Source organism: Acidocella sp. (genome assembly GCF_035535915.1).
Taxonomy (GTDB): domain Bacteria; phylum Pseudomonadota; class Alphaproteobacteria; order Acetobacterales; family Acetobacteraceae; genus Acidocella.
Genome location: NZ_DATLPB010000105.1, coordinates 23671 through 47591 on the forward strand (window position 1 = coordinate 23671; position 23921 = coordinate 47591).

20 protein-coding genes are annotated in these 23921 nt (G+C 65.7%); 13 read left to right on the plus strand and 7 right to left on the minus strand.

Annotation, left to right across the window (positions count from 1 at the left end):
- The 9 genes from VNC39_RS13625 to VNC39_RS13665 all read left to right on the plus strand — a co-directional run bounded on the left by VNC39_RS13625 (window position 1) and on the right by VNC39_RS13665 (window position 10949).
- Window positions 1–1518: an NADH-quinone oxidoreductase subunit M gene (locus VNC39_RS13625; RefSeq protein ID WP_325400100.1), complete on the plus strand. Its 1518-nt coding sequence runs from the start codon at window positions 1–3 to the stop codon at window positions 1516–1518.
- Window positions 1518–2933, plus strand: coding sequence for an NADH-quinone oxidoreductase subunit NuoN (gene nuoN, locus VNC39_RS13630; RefSeq protein ID WP_413788792.1), 1416 nt, complete (start codon window positions 1518–1520; stop codon window positions 2931–2933). The genes VNC39_RS13625 and nuoN overlap by 1 nt, the downstream gene beginning before the upstream one ends.
- A complete protein-coding gene (locus tag VNC39_RS13635) occupies window positions 2930–3643 on the plus strand; it encodes a biotin--[acetyl-CoA-carboxylase] ligase (RefSeq protein WP_325400104.1) in 714 nt (237 codons plus the stop codon). The genes nuoN and VNC39_RS13635 overlap by 4 nt, the downstream gene beginning before the upstream one ends.
- A 14-nt stretch (window positions 3644–3657) precedes the next feature.
- Window positions 3658–4467: a type III pantothenate kinase gene (locus VNC39_RS13640; RefSeq protein WP_325400106.1), complete on the plus strand. Its 810-nt coding sequence runs from the start codon at window positions 3658–3660 to the stop codon at window positions 4465–4467.
- A gap of 30 nt (window positions 4468–4497) precedes the next feature.
- Complete coding sequence (locus VNC39_RS13645; RefSeq protein ID WP_408840752.1) at window positions 4498–6186, plus strand: ribonuclease J; 1689 nt, start codon at window positions 4498–4500, stop codon at window positions 6184–6186.
- 393 nt (window positions 6187–6579) lie between these two features.
- The gene (locus tag VNC39_RS13650; RefSeq protein WP_325400108.1) at window positions 6580–7710 is read left to right on the plus strand and encodes an acyltransferase family protein; all 1131 of its coding nucleotides are present in this window, start codon (window positions 6580–6582) and stop codon (window positions 7708–7710) included.
- A 32-nt stretch (window positions 7711–7742) separates the two neighbouring features.
- Entirely contained in the window at window positions 7743–9035 is a 1293-nt protein-coding gene (proS, locus tag VNC39_RS13655) for a proline--tRNA ligase (RefSeq protein ID WP_325400110.1), read from the plus strand.
- Entirely contained in the window at window positions 9035–10285 is a 1251-nt protein-coding gene (locus tag VNC39_RS13660; protein ID WP_325400112.1) for a lipoprotein-releasing ABC transporter permease subunit, read from the plus strand. Before proS ends, VNC39_RS13660 begins: the two co-directional genes overlap by 1 nt.
- Window positions 10278–10949 carry an ABC transporter ATP-binding protein gene (locus VNC39_RS13665; RefSeq protein ID WP_325400114.1) on the plus strand — a complete coding sequence of 224 codons (672 nt, stop codon included), beginning with the start codon at window positions 10278–10280 and terminating at the stop codon, window positions 10947–10949. Before VNC39_RS13660 ends, VNC39_RS13665 begins: the two co-directional genes overlap by 8 nt.
- A 140-nt stretch (window positions 10950–11089) precedes the next feature.
- On the opposite strand, the gene pip is transcribed toward VNC39_RS13665, so the two are convergent.
- From pip to VNC39_RS13695, 6 genes are all read right to left on the minus strand, one after another.
- Window positions 11090–12040, minus strand: coding sequence for a prolyl aminopeptidase (gene pip, locus VNC39_RS13670; RefSeq protein WP_325400116.1), 951 nt, complete (start codon window positions 12038–12040; stop codon window positions 11090–11092).
- Window positions 12041–12047: 7 nt separating this feature from the next.
- A complete protein-coding gene (locus VNC39_RS13675) occupies window positions 12048–13190 on the minus strand; it encodes a DegT/DnrJ/EryC1/StrS family aminotransferase (protein ID WP_325400118.1) in 1143 nt (380 codons plus the stop codon).
- Window positions 13191–13201: 11 nt separating this feature from the next.
- Window positions 13202–15094, minus strand: a complete 1893-nt coding sequence (locus VNC39_RS13680; protein WP_325400121.1) for a polysaccharide biosynthesis protein — start codon at window positions 15092–15094, stop codon at window positions 13202–13204.
- Window positions 15095–15142: 48 nt separating this feature from the next.
- The gene (locus VNC39_RS13685) at window positions 15143–16252 is read right to left on the minus strand and encodes a class I SAM-dependent methyltransferase (RefSeq protein ID WP_325400123.1); all 1110 of its coding nucleotides are present in this window, start codon (window positions 16250–16252) and stop codon (window positions 15143–15145) included.
- Between the two features lie 128 nt (window positions 16253–16380).
- Window positions 16381–16842 carry a RidA family protein gene (locus VNC39_RS13690; RefSeq protein ID WP_325400125.1) on the minus strand — a complete coding sequence of 154 codons (462 nt, stop codon included), beginning with the start codon at window positions 16840–16842 and terminating at the stop codon, window positions 16381–16383.
- Window positions 16839–18344, minus strand: a complete 1506-nt coding sequence (locus tag VNC39_RS13695; RefSeq protein WP_325400127.1) for a TSCPD domain-containing protein — start codon at window positions 18342–18344, stop codon at window positions 16839–16841. The genes VNC39_RS13690 and VNC39_RS13695 overlap by 4 nt, the downstream gene beginning before the upstream one ends.
- A gap of 140 nt (window positions 18345–18484) precedes the next feature.
- On the opposite strand from VNC39_RS13695, the gene VNC39_RS13700 reads away from it, so the two are divergent.
- The 4 genes from VNC39_RS13700 (at window position 18485) to VNC39_RS13715 (ending at window position 21462) form a co-directional block, all read left to right on the plus strand.
- Window positions 18485–18907, plus strand: coding sequence for an NADH:ubiquinone oxidoreductase subunit NDUFA12 (locus VNC39_RS13700; RefSeq protein ID WP_325400129.1), 423 nt, complete (start codon window positions 18485–18487; stop codon window positions 18905–18907).
- A complete protein-coding gene (gene mlaD / locus VNC39_RS13705) occupies window positions 18907–19413 on the plus strand; it encodes an outer membrane lipid asymmetry maintenance protein MlaD (RefSeq protein ID WP_325400131.1) in 507 nt (168 codons plus the stop codon). Before VNC39_RS13700 ends, mlaD begins: the two co-directional genes overlap by 1 nt.
- A 2-nt stretch (window positions 19414–19415) precedes the next feature.
- Entirely contained in the window at window positions 19416–20096 is a 681-nt protein-coding gene (locus VNC39_RS13710; protein ID WP_325400133.1) for a DUF2155 domain-containing protein, read from the plus strand.
- Between the two features lie 280 nt (window positions 20097–20376).
- A complete protein-coding gene (locus VNC39_RS13715; RefSeq protein WP_325400135.1) occupies window positions 20377–21462 on the plus strand; it encodes an OmpA family protein in 1086 nt (361 codons plus the stop codon).
- Between the two features lie 91 nt (window positions 21463–21553).
- Here the strand turns inward: VNC39_RS13715 and VNC39_RS13720 are convergent, their stop codons facing one another.
- Window positions 21554–23578 (minus strand): tetratricopeptide repeat protein, encoded by a 2025-nt coding sequence (locus VNC39_RS13720; RefSeq protein WP_325400137.1) that lies wholly within the window; start codon window positions 23576–23578, stop codon window positions 21554–21556.
- Window positions 23579–23921 lie beyond the last annotated feature (343 nt).

The window sequence follows — 23921 nt, forward strand, 5'->3', positions numbered from 1 at the left end:
ATGAACCAGGCCGGCTTCCCGATCCTTTCGCTCATCACCTTCCTGCCGCTGGTCGGCGTGCTCTACCTTGCCACGCTGCGCGGCGACGAGGCGGCGGTGGCGCGCAATGCCCGCTTCGCCGCGCTCTGGACCAGCCTCGTGGTGCTGGCGCTGGGCATTTACCTCTGGACCGCGTTCAACCCCGCGGTCGCCGGCTTCCAGTTCGTGGAAACCGTGCCCTGGCTCACCGGGCTCGAAGTGCAGTACCGCATGGGGGTGGACGGCATCAGCCTGTTCCTGATTCTGCTCACTTTGTTCATCACGCCCATCGCGATCCTTTCCGCCTGGCCGATCAAGCGCCGCGTGCGCGAGTTCATGATCGCATTCCTGCTGCTGGAAACGATGATGGTGGGCATGTTCGCGGCGCTCGACTTCGTCGTGTTCTACATCTTCTTCGAAGCCGTGCTGTTGCCGATGTATCTCATCATCGGCATCTGGGGCGGGGAGAAGCGCATTTTCGCTGCGGTGAAATTCTTCATTTTCACGCTTGCCGGCTCGCTGTTCATGCTGCTGGCGCTGGTCTGGATGTGGCGCAATGCCGGCACAACCGACATCGTGACGCTGCTGCACACGCCGATTCCGCCGCGCATCCAGATGTGGCTGTTCATCGCCTTCCTCGCCTCGTTCGGCGTGAAGGCGGCGGTGTGGCCGCTGCATACCTGGCTGCCGGATGCTTATGGCGAGGCGCCGCTGCCCGGCACCATCATGCTCGCGGCCGTGATGTCGAAAATGGGCGCCTATGGCTTCCTGCGCTTCGCCGCGCCGATGCTGCCCCAGGCCTCCGCCGCCGCCGCGCCGCTGATGTTCACGCTCGGCGTGGTGGCGGTGATCTATGTTTCCTACGTGGCGCTGGCGCAGACCGACATGAAGCGCATGATCGCCTATTCCTCGGTCGCGCATATGGGCGTGATCATCATCGGCATCTTCACCTTCACGGTCGAGGGCGTTGAGGGCGCTTTGTTCCAGATGCTCTCGCACGGCATCGTCATCGCCGGCCTGTTCATCTGTTCGGGCATTCTGCTGGCGCGCGGCGAGACGATGGCGCTCTCCCGGCTGGGCGGGCTCGCCCAGAAAATGCCGGTTTATGCCGCGGCGCTGATGCTGTTCTCGCTGGCGAATATGGGCCTGCCGGGCACGTCGGGCTTCATCGGCGAAATTCTCGTCATCGTCGGCGCGCTGAAAGTGAATTTCTGGGTCTCGCTGCTCGGCGCCGCGGGCATGGTGCTGGGTGCGGCCTACATGCTGGTGCTGCTGCGCGCCGTGCTGTTCGACAAATACACGCGGCCTGAGCTGGCGGGTCTGAAAGACCTTACCGCTGGGGAATACGCCATGCTGGTGCCGCTCGCCGTGATGGTGCTGTGGCTCGGCATCTATCCCAGCAGCTTCACGCATATTTTCGACGCGCCGGTCACCGCCATGGTGCAGGCGCATGTCGCCGCCCTCGCACCGCACACGGCCATCGCCATGGTGAGCAAATGATGTCTTTCGCCCCCCTCATTCCCGCTTTGCTGCTCGGTCTCGGCGGCATGGCGCTGCTGATGTTCGGCGTCTTCTCCCGGCGCGAGCGCGCCACGTGCTGCACGGTGGGGGCGCTGATCCTGCTCGTGCTCGCCGCCGGCTTCACGCTGGTGGCGCCGGCGGGCAAGCTATTCGGCGGGCTGCTGGTCACCAGCACTTTCACCCGCTTCGCGGATGTCCTGGTGATGCTGGGCGCCGCCGCGGCGCTGATCCTCTCGGTCGATTATAATCGCCGCGAATCGATCGCCCGGTTCGAATATCCGGTCCTGGTGCTGTTCTCGGTGCTCGGCATGATCGTGATGATCTCGTCGGCCGATTTCATGACGCTGTATGTCGGGTTCGAACTGCAATCGCTGGCGTTGTATATCTGCGCGGCGATGGCGCGCGATTCGCTGCGCTCCACCGAGGCCGGGCTCAAATATTTCGTCCTCGGCGCGCTCGCCTCCGGCCTGCTGGTCTATGGCATTTCGCTGGTCTACGGCTTCGCCGGCACCACCAATTTTGCCTCGCTCGCCGCCATCCTGGCGCATGGCGCGGGATATGGCACGGTGATCGGCATCGTCTTCGTGCTGGTCGGCCTGGCCTTCAAGATTTCCGCCGCGCCGTTCCATATGTGGACGCCGGACGTGTATGAGGGCTCGCCGAGCCCGGTCACCGCGTTCTTCGGCACCGCGCCGAAAGTCGCCACCATGGCGCTGCTGCTCGCGGTGATGATCGGGCCGTTCGGCGGTCTGCTGCACCAATGGCAGACGCTGGTCGAGATCCTCAGCATCATTTCCATGGCGCTCGGCGCGCTGGCCGCGATCGGCCAGACCAACCTCAAGCGCCTGCTCGCTTACTCCTCGATCGGCCATATGGGCTACGCGCTGATGGGCCTGGCCGCCGGCACCGTGGCCGGCATCCAAGCGACGTTGATCTACATGGCGATTTATGTGGTCATGTCCTTCGGCAGCTTCGCCTGCGTCATCGCCATGCGCCGCCGCGGCCAGGCGGTGGAGACCATCGCCGATCTCGCCGGCCTGTCCGCCGAGAAGCCGGGCTTTGCCCTGGCGCTGGCGATCTTCATGTGGGCCATGGCCGGCATCCCGCCGCTCTCCGGCTTCTTCGGCAAGCTCTACGTCTTTTCCGCCGCCGTGAATGCGGGGCTGGACACGCTCGCCGTGGTTGGCGTGGTGACAAGCATCATCGGCGCGTTCTATTATCTGCGGGTGATCAAGGTCATGTATTTCGATGCCGGCCGGCCGGAATTCGACCCGATGGCGGGCGGCGTGCGCTTTGTTATGGCGGTCGGCGCCATCGTCACCTGCCTGTTCGTGTTCATTCCCGGCCCGCTGGTCAGCGCCGCCGACGCCGCGGCCAGGGCGTTGATGGGGTGATCGCCTGGCGGCTGGAACGTCACGATGAGCTCGGTTCGACTTCGGATGAATGTATCGTCCGCGCCAAAGCGGGAGTAGCAGCGGGCCTTGCGGTGCAGGCGCGGCGGCAGCTTGCCGGGCGCGGCAGCCGCGGGCGGGAATGGACCGCGCCTGAGGGCAATTTGAATCTGTCGGTTCTGCTCCGCCCCAGCCGGCCGGCGGCGGAAGCGGGACTGTTCTCGCTGCTCGCCGGCATTGCCGTGGCCGAGGCGGTAGCGCCCCACACCCAAACGGCGCCGATGTTGAAATGGCCCAACGATGTGCTGTTGGACGGGGCCAAGCTCGCCGGCATCCTCATCGATGCCGTGCCGGACGGCGAGCGGCTCGACTGGCTGGTGATCGGCATCGGGGTGAATCTGGCGGCGGCACCTGAGATCCCCGGCCGTTGCACCACGTCGCTCAGCGCCCATGGGGGCAGGCTCGCCGCCGATGACGCCGCCGACGCCGTTCTCGCCGGCCTCGCCGCCTGGCACGACGCGTCGGCTGAGCGGATCCGGGAGGCCTGGCTGGCCTTGGCGCACCCGGTCGGCACGGAACTCATCGTGCGTGGCGCGCAGGGCGAGCGGCGCGGTATTTTTGCCGGGCTGTCCGATAAAGGCGAATTGCTGCTGCGCGACAAAGATCGTATCGACCCGATCAGCACGGGCGACATCTTGCTCGGCCAGAGCTGAGGGACACGGGAACCATGTTACTGGTCATCGATGCCGGCAACACCAACATCGTCTTCGCGGTGCATGACGGCACGGAATGGCGCGGATCCTGGCGCCTGGCGACCTCGGCGCAGCGCACCTCGGACGAATATGGCGTGTGGCTGGAAGCTTTGCTGGCCCGCGCCGGCATCACGCCACGGCAAATCAATCGCGCGGTGATCGGCACCGTGGTGCCCGCGGCTCTGTATCATTTGCGCCGGCTCTGCCGCGATTGGTTCGATGCCGAACCGCTGGTGGCCCGGGCGTCTCTGGATTGGGGGTTCGACATCAAGGTCGACAACCCTGAGGAAGTCGGCGCCGACCGGCTGCTCAACGCGCTGGCCGCGCACAACCATTATGGCGGGCCGCTGGTGGTGGTGGATTTCGGCACCGCCACCACGTTCGACGTGGTGGATGGCAGCGGCGCCTATCTTGGCGGCGTGATCTCGCCCGGCATCAACCTATCCATCGAGGCGCTGCATCTGGCGGCGGCGCGGCTGCCGCGCATCAGCATCGGCCGGCCGCAGGCGGTGATCGGCCGCTCCACGGTCCCGGCCATGCGTTCGGGGATCTATTGGGGCTATGTCGGGCTGATCGAGGGGCTGCTGGCGCGCATCGAGGGCGAATATGGCGCGCCCCTCAAAGCCATTGCCACCGGCGGCCTGGCTCCTTTATTTGCCGAAGGGACGCATAAATTCACCGCCATCGACTCGGACCTGACCTTGGACGGGTTGCGCCTGCTCTCGCTGCGCAACCCGTCGCCGCCTTTGCCGCGTGACCGCCCGCGGTTTATCGAAACCGACTGAAATTTTTCTCTCTTTGGAGCTTTTTATCTGATGGCAAAATCCACCGGCAAATCCTCGGGTCCGATCCGGGGCGATGCCCCGGGCGGGTTCATTTTCATTCCCCTCGGTGGCACCGGGGAGATCGGCATGAATTTCAACCTCTATGGCTGCGACGGGGTATGGATCGCGGTCGATTGCGGCATGGGCTTTTCCGGCCCGGATTCGCCCGAGGCGGAGATATTGCTGCCCGATCCAGGCTTCATCGCCGGGCAGCGCGAAGCCTTGCGCGGCCTGGTTATCACCCATGCGCATGAGGACCATATCGGTGGTGTGGCGCGGCTCTGGCCGCAATTGCGCTGCCCGATCTATGCCACGCCGTTCTGCGCCGCGGTGATCCGGCGCAAGCTCGCCGAGGCCGGGCTCGGCCGCGAGGTGAAAATCCATGTGATCCCGCCGGGCGGGTCGTTCACGCTGGCGCCGTTCACCTTGCGCTTCATCCCCATGACCCATTCCACGCCGGAAGCCCAGGCGCTCGCCATCACCACCTCTTACGGCACGGTGCTGCATACCGGCGATTGGAAAAGCGACCCCAACCCGGTGGTCGGGCACAGAATGGACGAGGCGGCGCTGCGGGCGTTGGGTGACGAAGGCGTGCTGGCGCTGGTGTCGGACTCCACCAATGCGATGAATGAGGGCCATTCAGGTTCCGAGGCGGAGGTCGCGAAAAGCCTGAAGGCGCTGGTCGGCGACCTGCCGGGCCGCATTGCCGTGACCTGCTTCGCCAGCAACATCGCGCGTGTTTCCAGCGTCATCGAGGCCGGCAAGGCGGCCGGGCGGCATGTGGCGCTGGTCGGCCGCTCCTTGGGCAATTATGTCGCCGCCGCGCAGGAGGCCGGCTACATGCAGGACGTGCCGGATTTCGTGCCCGAAGAGGAGATCGGCGCGATCCCCGACGACAATCTACTGCTGGTCGTCACCGGCAGCCAGGGCGAGCCGCGCTCGGCCCTGGCGCGCATCGCTGCCGACACGCATCGCTACGCTGTGCTGGGCGAGGGCGATTGCGCGATTTTCTCCTCGCGCATGATCCCGGGCAATGAGCGCGCCATCACCGCCGTGCAGGACGCGCTGGTGCGCCGTGGCGTGGATGTGATCACCGATGACGACCAGTTCACCCATGTTTCCGGCCACCCGGCGCGCGACGAACTGAAAAGGCTCTACCGCCTGGTGCGGCCCAAATACATCGTGCCGACCCATGGCGAGTGGCGGCATCTCTCGGCCCAGGCGGAATTGGCCGAGGCCGAGGGCATTCCCGCCTTGCGCCTGGAAAATGGCGATGTGCTGCAATTCGGCCCCGGCGCGCCGGAGATCGTCGATTCCGTCCCGGTCGGCCGGCTCGCCGTCGATGGCGACCGGATCGTGCCGCTGAAAGGCGGCGTTCTCGGCGCGCGCCGGCGCATGCTGTTCAACGGCGTGGTGGTCGGCAGCTTCGTCGCCGACAGCGCCGGCAAGCCGCTCGGCGCCGTGCGCGTTTCCGCCCCGGGCCTGCTCGACGATGCCGAGGACAAGGTCCGCCGGCAGGTCGAGCAAGAGTTCCTGGAACTGCTGCTCGACCTGCCGCACCGGCTGCGCACCGAGGAGACCGCTTATATCGACGCCGCGCGGGCGGGCCTGCGCAAAATCATGGGCCAGCATTTCGGCAAGCGGCCGATCGTGGAAGTTCATATGCTGCAAGTGGGCTGAAACGGAATTGATTAAGAATTGATCAAATTCAACAAGCGCTTTCAGATATCGATAAAAATTTTATCTCATTGATGTTTGAAGCCTAAAATACATTCAAAAAAAGTGCGTTTTTTATAGACGCACGATGTTTGCGGCGTGCAATATGCCGTCAGGATGAAGCTTGGTTCTTCGTCCTGTCGTGTGACTGGCGTTTCCTCCCTGAACTTGGTCCGCCACGCCCCTTTGGGCTGGCGGGCTTTTTTCTTTCTGGATATGAAACGATCTGGGCGCGGTGGGGCGGAAGGTGAACAAAAGGAAGGTCTTTGTCAGTTTGGGCCGTGCTGGTTTCACCGCCATAGGCCCCGTTTCAAAAAAATTTTTGCGCCGCTTTTTTCAAAAAGCGGCTGCTTTCCTTTGACAGAAGCGCGCGAAATCACTGATCTCACCATTTGCCGCGCGTTCTTCGCCGCCTGGGTGTTCTGCTATCACGTGGACCTTTACCTCGGCTTGGCCCACCGCCTGGGGCCGTTCGCCGGCTGGCTGGGGCGCGGTTATCTCGGCGTCGACGGATTTTTTTTGCTGTCCGGTTTGATCCTGGCGCACACCCACCGGGAATTTTCGCCAGGCGTACCGGGGCGCTTCGCGCCGCAAGCCTGGCGCTTCTATGGAAGCCGCCTGGCGCGGATCTACCCCGTGCACGCCGCGACGCTGTGCCTGCTGGCGGCGTTGCTGCTCCTGGCGCGGATGCATGGTGTCTTCCCCCGCGAGGCGAGCCGGTTCGGGCTGGCGCCGCTGCTGGAGAATGTCGCCCTGATCCAGGGCTGGGGCTTTGCGGATGTGGGCGGCTGGAATTATCCCGCCTGGTCGATCAGCACGGAATGGGCGGGCTATCTGCTGTTCCCGCTGATCTGGTGGGCGTTATGCCGGTGCGGGGCGCTGGTCGCGGGGCATATGGTGCTGGTGAGTTTTCTCATCCTCGGCCTGCTCGTTTCCTGGCACCACAATTCCCTCAATTTCGGCGTCTCCCAGGGATTGCTGCGCTTCTTCCCCGAGTTCCTGGTCGGCATGGGCACCGCGCGGCTGCTGCCGCATCTGGCCGGCCGCGTGCCGGCGCGGGGCCTGGCGCTGGCCGGGCTGGCGCTGGTCGCCGCCGGGGCGGAATGTGGGCGGGATTGGCTCGTGGCGCTGGGGTTGTGGCTGCTGCTCGCGGGTTTCGTGACCCGGCATGAAGCCGGCTGGCCACCGCTGCTCGGGCGGCCGGCCGCGCTGCTCGCCTTCGGGCGGCTCTCTTATGCTTTCTACATGAGCTTCGCCATCGCGGAGCTGCTGCTGGTAAACCTGTTCCGCCGGCACGGCTGGGTTCCCACTTCGCACCCTGGCGTTTTCGCGGGCGGCATGTTCACGATGACGTTGGCGCTGGCCGTGGCGCTGCATCTGGCCGTGGAACGCCCCTCGAGACAAGAAAGCGGCCGCTTTTTTCAAAAAGCGGCTGCTTTCTTTCCTTGCTTCACACGCCAAATTTGCCTTGTGCGCAAACCGCTTTAAACAGCCTCAGCCCCTCTTTCCGAAGGTTCTTCATGCGTCTCTCCCAAAGCCTGATCCCCACCCTCAAGGAAACGCCGGCGGAGGCGCAGATTGCCTCGCACCGGCTGATGTTGCGTGCCGGCCTGGTGCGGCAGATGGCGTCGGGCATTTATGCGTGGCTGCCGGCGGGGTACCGGGTGCTGGCCAAGATCGCCAACATCGTGCGCGAGGAGCAGGACGCGGCCGGCGCGCAGGAAATGCTGATGCCGACGATCCAGAGCGCCGATCTGTGGCGCGAGAGCGGCCGCTACGACGCTTACGGTAAGGAGATGCTGCGCATCACCGACCGGCATGAGCGCGAGCTGCTCTTCGGCCCGACCAATGAGGAGATGATCACCGCGATCGTGCGTGATTCGGTGAAGAGCTACCGCGAGCTGCCGCAGATGCTCTACCATATTCAATGGAAATTCCGCGACGAGGTGCGCCCGCGTTTCGGCGTGCTGCGGGGCCGCGAGTTCCTGATGAAGGACGCCTACAGCTTCGATCTGGACAAGGCGGGTGCCGTGGTCGCGTACAAGAAGATGATGCTGGCTTACATGCGCACCTTCCAGCGCATCGGCATCACCGCGATCCCGATGCGGGCCGACACCGGGCAGATCGGCGGCGATCTCTCCCACGAATTCCATGTGCTGGCGCCGACCGGCGAGAGCGGCGTGTTCTATGATGCCGCCTTCGAGGCCGGCGATGCGTTCGCGTCGAGCGACATCGAAGCGTTCTACGAGCAGATGACGACGACCTACGCCGCCACCGACGAGAAGCACGATACGGAAGCCTGGGAGAAGATCCCGGCCGAACGGCGCCGCGAGGGGCGGGGCATCGAGGTGGGGCAGATTTTCTATTTCGGCCGGAAATATTCCGAGACGATGAATTTCGCCGTGGTCGGCCCCGACGGGACCAGGATTTTCCCCGAGATGGGCAGCTATGGCATCGGCGTGTCGCGCCTGGTCGGCGCCATCATCGAGGCGCGGCATGACGAGGCGGGCATCATCTGGCCCGATGCCGTGGCCCCGTTCCGCGCCGCCATTCTCAATTTGCGCCAGGGCGACGCGGCGACGGACAAGATCTGCGAGGAGCTGCACGCCAAACTCGGCGCGGATTGCCTCTACGACGACCGCGAGGAGCGCGCCGGCCAGAAATTCGCGGAAGCCGACCTGATGGGGCACCCGTGGCAGATCATCGTCGGCCCGCGCGGCGCTGCGAGCGGCCAGGTGGAGCTGAAGCGCCGCGCCACCGGCGAGCGATGGGAACTGCCCGTTGCCGACGCGCTGGCGAAAGTTCTCGGCTGATGTTCGGCTCCTTTGAGCGGAAAGTCGCGGCCCGTTATCTGCGCGCGCGCCGTGGCGAACGCTTTGTCTCGGTCATCGCCATTTTTTCGCTGGTCGGCATCGCGCTCGGCGTTGCCACGCTGATCATCGTGATGTCGGTGATGAACGGGTTCCGCCAGGAGCTGTTGGCGCAGATTCTCGGCCTCAACGGCGATATCGGCGTGTACGGCGCCGGTGTGCCGCTCACCAATTACCAGGACATCACCGAGCGGATCAGGCAGATCCATGGCGTGACGGCGGCGTTCCCGATCGTGCAGGACGAGGTGCTGATGTCCGGCCCGCAGGGCGGCGCCACCGGCGGCGTGGCACGCGGCATCACGCCGGAAGGGCTGCAATCGCTGCCCACCGTCAAAAATCACGTGATCGCCGGCAGCCTCGCGGACCTGCAGGGCGACAACGCGATCGCCATCGGCAGCGGCCTGGCCAGGCAGTTCGGCGTGACGGTCGGCTCGACCATTTCGCTGATCCTGCCGCAAGGAAAAGCCACGATCATCGGCACCATCCCGAGCGTGCAGAGTTTCCACGTGGTGGCGGTGTTCCAGACCGGCATGCAGCAATATGATTCGAGCTTCGTGTTCCTGCCTTTGGCGGCGGCGCAGACTTTGTTCCAGCAGCCCCATGCCGCCACGCAGATCCAGGTTTTCGTGCAGGACCCCGACCACGATGCGCGGATCAAGCGGGACATCGTCGCGGCGCTGCCCGACATGCCGGTGAACATCCAGGACTGGCGCCAGGACAATGACAGTTTCCTCGCGGCCGTCACGGTCGAGGGCAATGTGATGTTCCTGATCCTGACGCTGATCATCGTCGTTGCCGCCTTCAACGTGATCTCCTCGATGATCATGATGGTGAAGGACAAGGCGCGCGACATCGCGATCCTGCGCACCATGGGGGCGAGTTCGGGCGCCATCTTGCGCATTTTCCTGATGTGCGGCGCGTCGGTGGGGGTGCTGGGCACGGTGATCGGCTTCGGGATCGGCGTGGTGTTCTGCGCCAATATCGAGCAGATCCGGGAATTCGTGCAGCGCATCACCGGCACGCCGCTCTTCGACCCGACCGTGTATTACCTGGAATCGCTGCCGGCCAAGCTCGATTGGCACCAGGTGATGGCGGTGCTGGTCCTGGCCTTCACGCTTTCCATCCTGGCCACCCTTTATCCAAGCTGGCGCGCCGCCCGCATTGACCCGATCGAGGCCCTCCGCCGTGAATGACATCCTGGTTCTGGAAAATGTCCGCCGCACCTACAAGACCGAAAGCGAGGCGCTGACGGTGCTGGACGGCGCGGCACTTTCGCTTCGTCAGGGCGAGATCGTCGCGTTGGTCGCGCCCTCGGGCTCGGGCAAGTCGACTCTGCTGCATCTGGCGGGATTGCTGGAGAAGCCGGATGGCGGCGCGGTCCGCATCGACGGCGCGGATGCCGGCACGCTGGGCGACGCGGCGCGGACCAAAATCCGCCTGCGCACCATTGGCATCGTGTATCAGTTCCATCATCTGCTGCCCGAATTCACCGCGCTCGAGAACGTGACCCTGCCGCAGATGATCGCCGGCAAGAGCAAGCCGGAGGCGGACCGTCGCTCCCGCGAATTGCTGGGCAAACTCGGGCTGGCGGCGCGGGCCAACCATCTGCCCGGCAAATTGTCCGGCGGCGAACAGCAGCGCGTGGCCATCGCCCGGGCGCTCGCTAACAACCCGTCAATTTTGCTGGCGGACGAGCCGACCGGGAATCTCGATGTGCACACGGCTGACATCGTGTTCGATGAACTGCTGCGCGTCGTGCGCTCGGAAAATGTCGCGGCGCTGATCGCCACGCATAATCCGGACCTGGCGCGGCGCATGGACCGGCAGCTCAGCCTGCGGGATGGGAAGCTGTATTAGAAAGAAAGCAGGCGCTTTTTGAAAAAAGCGCCGCAAAAACTTTTTTGACGCTGGGCCGGAGGCGTTGAAACCAGCACGGCCCAGAATAATCAAAGTTTTTTTGCTACTTTTCGTTCACAAAAAGTAGTGCTTGCTTACCTTCACAGCAAATGCCGGCAGCGTTCCAACGCCGCGATCAGTGCCGTGCGCACGCCGGGTTCGAGCGCCGAATGCCCGGCATCCGGCACCAGAGTGAGGCGCGCCGCCGGCCAGGCGGCGGCGAGTTCGAACGCCGATTGCGCCGGGCAGATCATGTCGTAGCGCCCTTGCACGATTTCGCCGTGGATGCTGCGCAGCGCCGCCATATGCGCGAGCAGCCCGCCTGCGGGCAAAAACAGATCATGCGCGAAATAATGCGCCTCGATGCGCGCCAGGCCGATGGCGCTGCGGTCCTGCGCGAAGCTGGAGACCGCCTCGTAGCTCGGCAGCAGGGTGGAGCAGGAGCCTTCATACAGGCTCCAGCTGCGGGCGGCGGGCCCGTGCACCAGCGGGTCGGGGTCGGTGAGGCGGCGCAGATAGCTGCCCAGCAGGTCGCCGCGCTCGGCCTCCGGCAGGAATTGCGCGAAGGCGGCATGCGCGTCGGGGAACACCCGCGCCATGCCGTGCAGAAACCACTCCACCTCGGTGGCACGGCCGAGAAAAATGCCGCGCAGCACCGCGCCGGCCACGGCGTCGGGATGCGCCTGCGCATAGGCCAGCGCCAGCGTCGAGCCCCAGGAACCGCCGAACAGCAGCCAGCGCTCGATGCCGAGAAATTCGCGCAGCGTCTCGATGTCGGCGATCAGATGCGGCGTGGTGTTGGCGGTGAGGCTGCCGAGCGGTTTTGAGCGCCCGGCGCCGCGCTGGTCGAAAATGACCGCGCGCCAGATCGCCGGGTCGAAGAAGCGCCGATGCACCGCGCCGGCCCCGGCGCCGGGCCCGCCATGCAGGAACAGCACCGGCTTGCCGTGCGGGTTGCCGACCTGTTCCCAGTACATCACGTGGCCGTCTTCGAGCGGCAGATAGCCGGTTTCAAAAGGGCCGATCTCGGGGAACAGATCGCCGCGCGGCATGTCGCTTTTATGCCGCCAGGGCGGCGCGAATCGTCGCCGCGACGCGCAGTGCCTGCGCGTCGGTCAGATCGGGGTGGATCGGCAGAGCGAGGATGCGCGCGCCCAGGCTTTCGGCGACCGGCATGGCCTGCCCGTCATGGCAGCCGGCATAAGCGGGCTGCTGGTGCAAAGCGCGAGGATAATACACGGCGCTGGCGATCTGCTGGGTCCGCAGCGCGGCCTGCACGGAATCGCGGATCTCCTGGTTCGGCAGCAGGATCGAATACACGGCCCAGGCGCTGGTGCTGTCGGGCACGCGGGCGGGGGTGTCGACGAGGCCGGCCAGTTCCTGGTCGTAAATCCCGGCGATGGCGTCGCGGCGCGCCATTTCGTCGGCGAACACGTCGAGCTTGGCCAGCAGCACGGCGGCCTGCATCGTGTCCAGCCGGCCGTTCATGCCGGTGCGCAGCACCTCGTAGCGGGTCGTGCCTTCGCCGTGCGTGCGCAGCGAGCGGTACAAGGAAGCGCGCTCGGCGGATTCGGTGAACAGCGCGCCGCCGTCGCCATAGGCGCCGAGGGGCTTGGAGGGGAAGAAGCTGGTGGCGGTGGCATCCGCCGCGCGGCCCAGCCGCTCGCCGTTGAGCGCGGCGCCGAAGCTTTGCGCGCAATCATCCAGCGTGAAGAGGGTTTCCGCCGTGGCGATGGCGCGAATGGCGGGCCAGTCGGCCGGCTGGCCGAACAGATCCACGCCGATCACCGCGCGCGGGGTGAGGATTCCGGCGCGCTTGACGTCGGCGATGCGCGCCTGCAGGCAGGCTGGGTCCATCTGGAAGGTGCGGGGATCGACATCGACGAACACCGGCGTCGCGCCGAGCAGCAGCGGCACTTCCGCGGTGGCGGTGTAGGTGAAGGCGGGCAGGAACACCGCATCGCCGCGGCCGATGCCTTCGGCCATCAGCGCGATCTGCAGCGCGTCGGTGCCGGAGCTCACGCTCACGCAATGCGCCGCGCCACAGAAGGCGGCGAGCCGGCCTTCCAGCTCGGCCACTTCCGGGCCGAGAATATATTGGCCATGCGCCAGCACGGCGTCGAGCCGGGCGCGCAAGGCCGGGCCGATGCGGCCCTGCTGGGCTTTCAAATCAAGAAACGGGATCGGTGCGAGAGCGGTCATAAAGCGAGTCTTTAACCTGCCGTGCCGGAAACGGCGAGCCCCGCCTGATGCACGAATTCCGGCACCATGCGCGCGAGCGTGGCGGTGGCCGAGGCCGCGTCGCCGGCCTCGGCGGCGGTCTCGATGGTGCGGAGCGCCGCCGCCACCAGGCGCACATCGACCAGGCGCGGGGTGGCCATCAGCAGCCCCTCATGGCCGGTCGGCGCCGGCTGCTCGCTGCCGTGGAACAATTCCTCGTATAATTTTTCCCCGGGCCGCAACCCGGTGAAGCGGATCGCCACGTCCTCTTCCGGGCGCAGCCCGGCGAGGCGGATCATCTGCCGCGCGAGATCGACGATTTTCACCGGCGCACCCATGTCGAGCACGAAGATGCCGCCATCGGGCACGGCCTCGGCGCTGCTGCCGACCACGGAGGCCTGCAGCACCAGGCTGACCGCCTCGCGCACGGTCATGAAATAACGCTGCATGTCGGGATGCGTGACGGTGAGCGGGCCGCCCTGGGCGAGCTGGCGGCGGAACAGCGGCACCACCGAGCCGGTCGAGCCCAGCACGTTGCCGAAGCGCACGGTGACGCAGCGCATGGAAGCCCCACCATGCCGCGCCGCCACGTCCAGCCCCTGGCAGTACATTTCCGCCAGCCGCTTGGTCGCGCCCATCACCGAACTGGGATTCACCGCTTTGTCGGTCGAGATCAGCACCATCAGAGCCGCCCCACTGGCGGCCGCCGCATCGGCCACCGCGCGGGTGCCGAGCACATTTGTCTGCAACCCCTCCAAAGGATTGGCTTCGACAATCGGCACATGTTTCAACGCCGCGGCGTGGAATACGAGTTCGGGCTTGAACGCCTCGCACAGTGTTGCGAGCCGAGGGCGGTCACGCACATCCGCGATCACGGCGCGGCGCGGCACGTCCGGCGCCAGTTCGGTGACTTCGAGGTCGATCTGCCAGAGCGCATATTCGCTGTTGTCCAGCAGCATCAGCTCCGCCGGCGCGAATCCCGCGATCTGCCGCGCCAGCTCCGAACCGATGCTGCCCCCGGCCCCGGTGACGAGCACGCGCCGCCCGGCGACCAGCCGCGCCATGCCGGCGCGGTCCAATTTCACTTGCTGGCGGTTCAGCAGATCCTCGATGGCGATCGGCTGCAATTCGATTTTCTGGTCGGCCGGGGCGAGCCGGGTGAGGCTGGGGGCGCGCAGCACGCGGATGCCGAAACGCTCCGCCGCCGCCAGCAGCGCGCCGAGCGTGTCGCCGGCCAGCTCCGGCGCGGTGATGATCAGCAGGTCCGGCTTCTGCGGCAGGCGGTCGAGCGCCGCCTCGGCCTCCTCGACCGCGCCGAAAATATTCAGCCCCTGCACGCGGCGGCCGATATGGCGCGCGGAGAGCGCCATCAGCCCGACCATGCGGTAGGGGGCGGACCCGAGCCGGGAATAGGCGGTGAGGAACAATTCCGCCGTTTCCCCGCTGCCGACCAACGCGGCGCTCTGTGTCGCCTCCTGCTTTTCCGCCGGCGCCAGCCGGGCCAGCCGGTAGAGCAGCTTGGGGCCGCTCAACGCCATCACCAAGGTCAGGATCAGGATCACGGGGAAGGCGGCGGAGGGCATGGGCAGGCCGGCGCCGATCAGCAGCAGCACCAGCATCAGCCCCGTGACGGCGGCGGCGGCGCCGATCATCGCCAGGTCGCGAAAGGACACGAAACGCCAATGCAGGCGCGACAGGCCGAACGGCACCCCGATCAGCCAGATCGCCACCGCACCGGCCAGGGGCAGAAGCGCCGGCGAGGGGAAGGGATGCGCCGGATTGGCGAGCCAGAAACTGACGGCAACGCCCAGCGCGGCAAGCACGCCGTCCAGCACGATGTTAAGGGCGATACGGGTGGTAAGGTCGAACCGTCGGCGCTGCGTCATAAGCGGCTTATAGCCCGGCGTCGCGCCGCGCCGTAAGGGCGGCGCGCGTCATTCCCGCCCGGCCTGGTCCTTGCGGCTCGCCACGACCTGGATCGCCCGCAGCGAGGCCGTGGCGTCTGCCAGCGCGCAATCCTCGCCGGGCGCCACTTCCACGATCACGGGGTGGTTCGTGAAGGCGCCCAGGATCCGGATGTCGTGTGTATCGGTGAAATTCTTGTCGAAGCGCAGGGTGAATCCGCTGACATTGGCCGACTGCCCCTTGGTTCCGACAAACCCGCCATCGGCGGCCCATTCGGTCCAGCTTCCGTCCTGCAGACGCGCCCGGTAGGACAGGTCGGCCATCGCCTCGTCCGGGATATGGATGCTGAATCCCTGGATGTTCCGCAGCAGATCCGGTGGGCAGGCCACGCAGGAGTCTTGCACGACGTCGCCGACAAAGCCGACATGGGCGGTGATCGAGACGGGAACCGCCGTGCGGCTCGTGTCGGTCTCCGTGAGCGACACGTTGGTGGTCCGGACCTGGACCTGCTTTTCCAGCAGGCAGAGATGCTTGACGAACGTGATCGCGAACACCGAGCGGCCATAGGTGCGCAGGAACGCGTCTTCCTCGGCGGTAATGTCGAGATAATTGTCGGCGACACGGTAATCGACCAGGCGCTTCAGATATTCGACGCAGGAGAATGCCGCGCGGCCGCGATAATTGGCCACGTAGGGGCCGTAATTCGTCTCCAGATCCTCAACGACGTAGATGCCGCCATCCTTGAGAAAAGGGAACAACGTACGGAGCGTGGTGATCTGGTGGTCCCAGATATGCGAGCCATCGTCGATGATGATGTCGAACGGGCCGTGCCGGACGCCGAGCCGGACCAAATCCTCCAGGTTGGACTGGTCGATGATCTCGATCTCCACCCGGCCGCCTGCGAACCGTCGTGTGGTCTCGTCGATGTCGGCGCCGACGATCCTGCTGTTGGGGAAATATTCCTCCCAAACTTTCAGCGACGCGCCGTTGAAAACGCCGACTTCCAAAATCTTCAGGGGCTCGTTCCGCAGGTGGCGGAAGAAGCGCTCATAAACGCGCAGATAGTCGTGGTAGACGCTGGATTTATCGGTGCCGAATTTCCGGCCGATTGCATCGAGTTCGCTGGGAAGGCTGGCCATGGCGTGCAGTCCTAGAAGAAGGGAACAGGCCGATCATAGCAGCGTTCCATCTTGTTACAATGGATTCGACAACCTGAGCGTGTATCTCCGCTGTGCCGTCGCCGATTAAGAGAGCCCCGCCGGAGGCGCTAGCCGAGCCAGAACGTGCCTTCGACCTCGACCGCCGCGTCCAGCGGCAGGGAGGCGACGCCGATGGTGGAGCGCGCATGCCGCCCGGTTTCGCCGAACACCGCCACGGCGAGATCGGAGGCGCCGTTCATCACCACCGCATGCTGGGAGAAGTCCGGCGCCGCGGCGATGAAGCCGCCGAGACGCACGACCTTGGTGACGCTCGCCAGCCCGCCCGGCAGGGCGGCCTGCAATTGCGCCAGAATATTGATCAGGCAGAGCCGGGCGGCATGCTGGCCTTCATCCAGGCTCACCCCCTGGCCGAGCTTGCCCGTCACGGCGACCTTGCCGTCGATCGCCGGCAATTGGCCGCTGACGGTGACGAGATGGCCGGCGATGGTGACCGGAACATAGGTGGCCACGGGGGGCATCGGCGCGGGCAAAGTGATGCCGAGCGCGGCCAGACGGTCGAGGATTGTCATGCGTTGCTCACAAGCTTGAGGTTGCGGCGGCGTTCGCGCGGCGCCGGGGCGGGCAGGTCGAGCGGCAGCAGCGGCGCACGCTCGGCGGCGCCGTCGCCCACCGTATCGGCGGCTTCGGGGGTCGCAGGCGCGAGATTGGTCTGGCCGAGATAATTCACCGCCAGATTGCGGAAGACATAGTCGATCATCGAGGTGGCCTGCAGCACCGCCGGGTCTCCCTCGACCGCGCCGGCCGGGCCGAAGCGGGTGAAAGTGAAGGCTTCCACGTAATCCTCGAGATTGACGCCATGCTGGAGGCCGATGCTGACGGCGATGGCGAATGCGTCCATCAGGCCGCGGAAGGCCGAGCCCTCTTTGTGCAGGGCGACGAAAATCTCGCCCAGCCGGCCATTGGCGTATTCGCCGGTCGAAAGGAACAGCTTGTGGCCGCCGACGCTGACTTTCTGCGTATAGCCGCTGCGGCGGGGGGGCAGCGCCTCGCGTTGGCTGGCGCGGCGCGCCGGCATGGGCGCAGCGGGGCGTTCTGGCATCTGCGCCACCAGCGGCGCCAGCGCGTCATGCATGGCCAGATGCGCGGCCGGGCGCGGCGCCGCGAACAGGCTGTCGCCGCCCAGCATCCGCGTCAGCGCGGCCTCGGCGGAGAGGCCCTGGGCGCTGAGTTTCTGCGTCGCCCACTGGGCCATCCGCCCGTCGGCGTCCAGCGCGGACAAAGCCGGTGCGAAATTGCGGATTTCCGCGCCGAGCAGTGCCTCGACAGCGGGATCCGCGGTGAAACCGAGCAGGCTCTCATGCCGGCGGTGGCCGAGCGCGGCCGCCGCGTCCTGCGCCGCCAGGGCGGCGGCGCGCAAGCCGGGCACCGCACAGCCGACGGGCAAAGCAGGGCGCGACATAGCGTGGCCCAAGGCGGTACCGCGGAACGCGGCGGAGGCGCAGTCCGCGGCGGCGCTCATCAGCGCAATGAGGGTCACCGCAACGTCCTGCGCCGGCGTGGAGTCATAATCCAGGCCGAGCCGGGCGAGGAACAAATTCAGGTCGGTGAAGCCGAGCGCCAGGCGGGGCGCCGCCGGGGCGGCGAGGGTGAGTGCGGTGACGGCGAGGCGCACGGCGGCGGCGAAGCCGGCCGCGTCGAACCCGCCGGCCTCATCGAGGAAGCCATTCGGATTGAGGGTGAAACCGGGCAAAGCGGACGCCTTGTTGGCCCAGATCGCGGCATCCGGCGCGCCGCGTCGGGCGGCGAGCAGCGCGTGCAGCTCGTCGCCGAGCGTGGCGGGAAGGCCGGCGGTGGCGGCGCGCGCGGCGATCGGCGCGATCCAGCTTTCCGCGGCCAGAGCGATATCGAGCCGCTTCGCGCCGGGCAGCAGGGCGGCGAGCGCGTCGGCGGCGGCGCTACCCCAGGCGGCGGGAAGTTTGACGGCGACCGACGGAGCGTCGGGGTCGGCCTGTGCGGTAAACACCGCCTGCCGGATGCCATGCCAGGATTTATGCGTCTTGTGCGGTCCCATGTCCGGGAACTTAAGCGGAACTGCGTCTTAGGGAAAGTGTATGTTGTGGTTAAACGGCGGGGTGACCACAAAATCCTGTGGATAGTCGAAAAAAATTCCAGCGATGGACCAGAGCGCCGCCATCTCCTATATCCGTGGCCATGAGCATCTCAAAAGCCGACGCCAAAGTCTCGATCAGCCAGCTCGGCGGGATTAGCGGGTTTCTGCGCAATCCCGGCCTGTTCCTCTTCACGCTGCGCCGCGGCTTCTATGTGGGGCAGGATGCGCTGGGCAACAGATATTTTGAACGCCCCGGCCGCCAGAGAGGCGGGCGTACGATGCGCTGGGTGGTCTATGCTGGCGTGCCGGAGGCTTCCACGGTGGGGCCGGAATGGCATGCCTGGCTGCACCATCTCACCGATGAGCCGTTGCCGAGCAGCGGCCGCAAACCTTGGCAGAAGCCGCATCAGCCGAATCTGACCGGCACGCAAGCCAGCTACCGTCCGGCCGGGCACGATTATTCCGGCGGCAAGCGCGCCGCCGCGGCGGCGGATTACGAGGCCTGGACGCCGGATCAAGGCTGATGGCGCGGAGGCTCCCGGAAACCCTGACCGGTTTCGCCGTGATCGTCGCTGCATTGGCCTTTCTGGGTTATGCGCTGAACCGCACCGGTGCCGTGACCACCGGTGGCTATGAGTTGCAGGCACAATTTTCCAGCATCGGCGGACTCACCGTTGGCTCGGACGTGAAGATTGGCGGTGTCGTGGTCGGCCACGTCGCCGACGAGCATCTCGACCCGAATACTTATGCCGCGGTGGTGCGGCTGGCGATGAATGACGACATCAAAATCCCGCAGGACAGCAGCGCCTCGATCGCCAGCCAGGGGCTGCTTGGCGGCGATTATGTCGCGATCTCGCCCGGCGGCTCGAACACCATGTTGGCGCCAGGACAAGCCTTTACGGTGACACAGTCGGCGATCAACCTCGAGGACCTGCTCGGTAAATTCATTTTTTCGATGGGCGGCAGTTCCGGCAGCAGCGGCAAGTCCGGCGCCGGGGCGCAAGCTCCCGCACCGTCGGGGACCCATTAATCATGCGCCTCTCATTTGTGGTGGCCTTGCTGGTGCCATTGGGTGCGCCTGCCTGGGCGCAGGTGCAGGACAACGGCAATTCGGTGATCGCGGTGCCGCTGGCGCCCCCGATCGTCGCCGCGCCGCCCGCGCCGGTGACGCCGGCGGCACCGGTCGCCCCGCCGCCGCCGGGGCTGGTGCAGACGCCCGTGCCGCCGCCGGCAGCGGTGCCCGCACCCGTGCCGTCCACCCCAGCGCCGGAAACGGCCGTACCGGGCATGGGGCCGACGCCGGCCCCATCCGTGCCGGGCGCACCGGCCGGGGCGGCGCCCGGCACAACGGCGACAACCGGCGCGCCCGCTGCGTCACCGCCGCCCGATGCTCTGCCCGTGATCCCGAATGATTGGGTGCCGGGCACGAAGGTGACGCTCGGCGTGCTCAACGAGGTTGATGGCGGCACGTCGGAGGTGAGCATTCCCGTCGGCGGGCAAAGCCAGATCGGCGATCTGCAGGTCAGCGTGCAGGCGTGCGATACGCGGCCGCCGACCGAGCTGCCGGATGCCGCGATTTTCCTCACCGTGACCCAGGAGGCCGGCAGCAATGCGGGCGCCACGCTCTATCGCGGCTGGATGCTGCGTTCGGAGCCGGGCGCCACGGTGGTGGGGGACGCCAGCGAAACCTTCAGAGTCGTCGGCTGCTCCTGACGCCTTGGTAAGGGGCGTTGGCATTGGCGCCCTGGGCCTCGGGCAGCAAGCGCTTTTGTGCCGCTTTTGATCGGAGGCGGCCGCCGTTTTGTGCAAAAAATGTTGCTAAACATGGCGATAAATTCATTCGTTAGACTTTCGCGATGAATTGTGACATTTTTGCTACAGAGAATTCGAAAGGCCGAACGGACCCTTTCCCCAACCCGTGCCTGTCGCCAGATAGCGGCCCGGGCCCGCTCGCACCCGAATGCGCCCGTCGACTATTTGAGGAGTCTGATTGATGAAGTTCCGTAATGCCTTGCTTGCCGCGACCGTCATGGCCGCACCGGTCGTGTTTTCGCACGTGGCCAGCGCGCAGCCCGTCACGGGCCCGTATGTCAGCCTGGGGGCTGGCTACAACATGGAAAGCAGCCAGAAGGCGAAGAATCTGATCACCCACGGCCATGTGAGCGGAGACACCGCGCGCATCTATACCAATAACGGCTACGACGTGACCGGCGCCGTCGGGTACGGGTTCGGGAATGGCTTCCGTGCAGAACTCGAAGGCGATTTCATGAAAAACGGCTTCGACAAGATGCGTGTCGGCGGCACCGACTTTGCCAGCGGCGGCCACGAAGGGCGTTACGGTGCGTTTGCCAATGCCTATTACGATTTCAACGTCGGTCTGCCTTACCTCTACCCGTACCTGGGCGCCGGCATCGGCTGGCAGGAATCCGCTTTCAATGACCTCAATGCAGGTCCCTTCAGCTTCAACAAGACCCGGGGCGCGCTGGCCTACCAGGGCATCGCCGGTCTGTCCTTCCCGATCAGCGCCGTGCCGGGCCTGTCGGCGACGCTGGAATACCGTTTCGTCGCGCTTGCCGATTCCCGCAAATATAACGGCGCCTTCGAAGGCATGCCGTCGGGCATGAAGGTTGGTTCGGAATACAACAACCAGATCAATGTCGGCCTGCGCTACCAGCTGTTCACCCCGGCGCCCGTGCCGCCGGCGCCGGCCCCTGTGGCGGCCCCGGTTGCGGCCCCGGCCCCGGCCCCGGCGCAGACCTATCTCGTGTTCTTCGACTGGAACCAGTACAACCTGACTTCGCGCGCCTTGCAGGTTGTTTCGCAGGCCGCCACGGCCAGCCACAGCCAGAACGTCACCACGCTGAACGTGTCCGGCTACACCGACACGTCCGGCACGCCGCAATATAATCAGGGCCTGTCGATGCGCCGCGCCCAGGCCGTCGCGGCGCAGCTGGTGGTCGATGGCGTGGCGAAGTCGGAGATCGAGATCCACGCTTATGGCGATACGCATCTCCTGGTGCCGACCGGTCCCGGCGTGCGCGAGCCGCAGAACCGTCGCGTCGAGATCGTGCTGCAGTAAAAATCTTCGCGCGTGCAAAGGCCCCGGCGGGAAACCGCCGGGGCTTTTTTATTGCGCGCGATATGGCTTGAAATGGCTCGTGGGAACGAGGCTAGATCGCCAGGGCCTCCAAAAGCGGCCCGAGGTTTTGCGCGTGTTGGCGCCAGCGCCCGGCGGAACTGCGATAGACCGGCTTGCGCACCTGGTTGACGCTCGCCGTGCGCACGGGGCGTTCGGTACGGTGGAATTCCAGGCAGGCCGGGTCCCAAGGCAAGCTGAGCCAATCCAATAGGCGGCGGGTCTCGCTTTCGAGATCCGCCACCACCGCTTCGTAATCGACTTCGTAAAAATATGTCGCCGGCAGCACGGTGCGCCAATGCGCGGCGAGCGCCCGATAGTCCCGATGGTAACGGCCGAGCTCGGCCTGGTCGTAGGAGAAAAGCTGTCCGCTGCTGAACAGCTTGCTGTAGCAGGAGAGGCAAGTATCCACCGGGTCGCGGCGGCAATGGATGATGCGTGCCTCGGGCAGGATCAGGCGGATGAGCCCGGAATAAAAGAAATTGGCCGGCATCTTGTCCACGACATGGCGCTTCCCCGGCCCGAGGGCCGCAATGGCTTCGAGATAGGCGGCGCCGAGCGGCGCGAGCTGCGCCGGTGCGATGGCTCCGGGGAAGTCGCCGAGCTGGCTGGCCAGCTTCTGGATATGAGGCAGCTCCCCGGCGCCATGAATGTCCGGATGCGAGGCAAGGATCTGCTCGACCAGCGTGGTCCCGGAGCGGGGCATGCCGACCACAAAGATCGGCCGGGAGGAGGCCGCCCCCCGACCGGCCAGGCGTTCCAGCAGCGCTGCAGGGAAATACTCGGCGATCTTCGCCATCCATCGGCCGGTGGCGTCGGCATCGTAGGCGATCAGGGCCCTTTTCATGCGGTTGCCCCGGTCGAAATGTACGAACGCGCGGTCGGACTCGCCAAGGTCCAGAAACACTTTGCCCAACGCGAAATGCAGCATGATCTGGTCGGCCGGCGATACGGCGCCAGAGGCGAGCAAAGCCTGCATGGCCGCAATGGCAGGATCGTCCGCGGCGGAGCGGACGAGGTCGACCCGGTTGAACCAGGCCGAGGCCGAGCGCGGGAACAGTTTTACGGCGTGCTCGAAAAGAGCTTCGGCCTGGTCCGCCTGCCCACGCTCCATCAGCAGAACGGCACGGTTGACCAGAGTTTGTTCAGCGACGGGGCCCGGTAAAGACGCCGCACGCTCATAGGCGGCGAGAGCCTCGTCGAAACGTCCCAATTCTCGCAGGACATTGCCAAGATTGGCGTGGGCCGTGGCGAAATCCGGGTTGCAACGGATGGCGGTGCAGCAGGCTGTGACCGCGTCATCGAGACGGCCCAGGGCCTGCAGGGCGCTGCCCAGATTTGCATGAGCCTCGGCGAAATCCGGATTGCAGCTTATGGCATGTTCGTAGGCGGCAATGGCCTCGTCGAGACGCCCCAGGGTTTGCAGCGCACTTCCCAGGTTGGCGTGAGCCCGGGCGTAGCCGGGCTTGAGACGGATGGCTGCGTTGCAGGCGGTCACTGCCTCGTCGAGGCGACCCAACTCTTTGAAAACACTGCCGAGGTTGGAGTAGGCTTCGGCGAGGTCGGGTTTATGGCGGAGCGCGTTGTTGTAGGCGGCAACCGCCTCGTCGAGACGGCTCAAGGCCTGCAAGGCAGTGCCCAGATTGGCATGAGCCTGGGCATAGTCAGGCTTGAAGCGGAGGGCCTCCTGATAGGCGGCAACGGCGTCATCAAGGCGCCCCAGGGCTTTCAGTACGTTGCCGAGATTGTAATGAGCCTCGACGAAATCGGGTTTGGCGACAATGGCTTGCGTGTAGGCGGCAGCCGCGCCATCGAGCTGCCCCAGCTTCTGCAGGGCGTTGCCCAGGCTGGCATGATAGATTGCGGCCGTTGGGTCGATCTGAATTGCCTTGGAAATGATCTCGACAGCTTCCTGGTGTTTCCCGGCCTGATCGGCGATCACGCCGAGCAAATGTCGGGCGTCGGCATGACGGGCGTCCAGCTTCAGCACTTCACGGTAGAACCGCTCGGCCTCGGCCAATTGACCGGCCTGATGATGCCGAAGACCTGCTTCTAACATCGCGCTTTGGCTTGATGACACGGGCGGAGGCGGTGTCGGAAGCGTCTTGGCTTGCGCGCGCCGCTGTTTTCGGTTCGGTCCCATATTCCACTCGTCTTCTGCCCGACAGCAATATGTGCTCGCCAGGCCGGAAGCTAGAGCATGAACATGAGCTTTTGCTCGTTTGGCCGGTGCCGGTTCCAACGGCACCGGCCCAAAGCAGCAAAAGTTTTGGGGCTGTCCCAGATCCTGAGCGGATCTAGGATGGTTTTATGGACCTAAGGTACTGTCGTTTAACGGAAAAACAGCAAGATCGTCTGGCTGAGTTTTTTGTGGCTGGCGTGACGGCACGTACGGCGGCGGA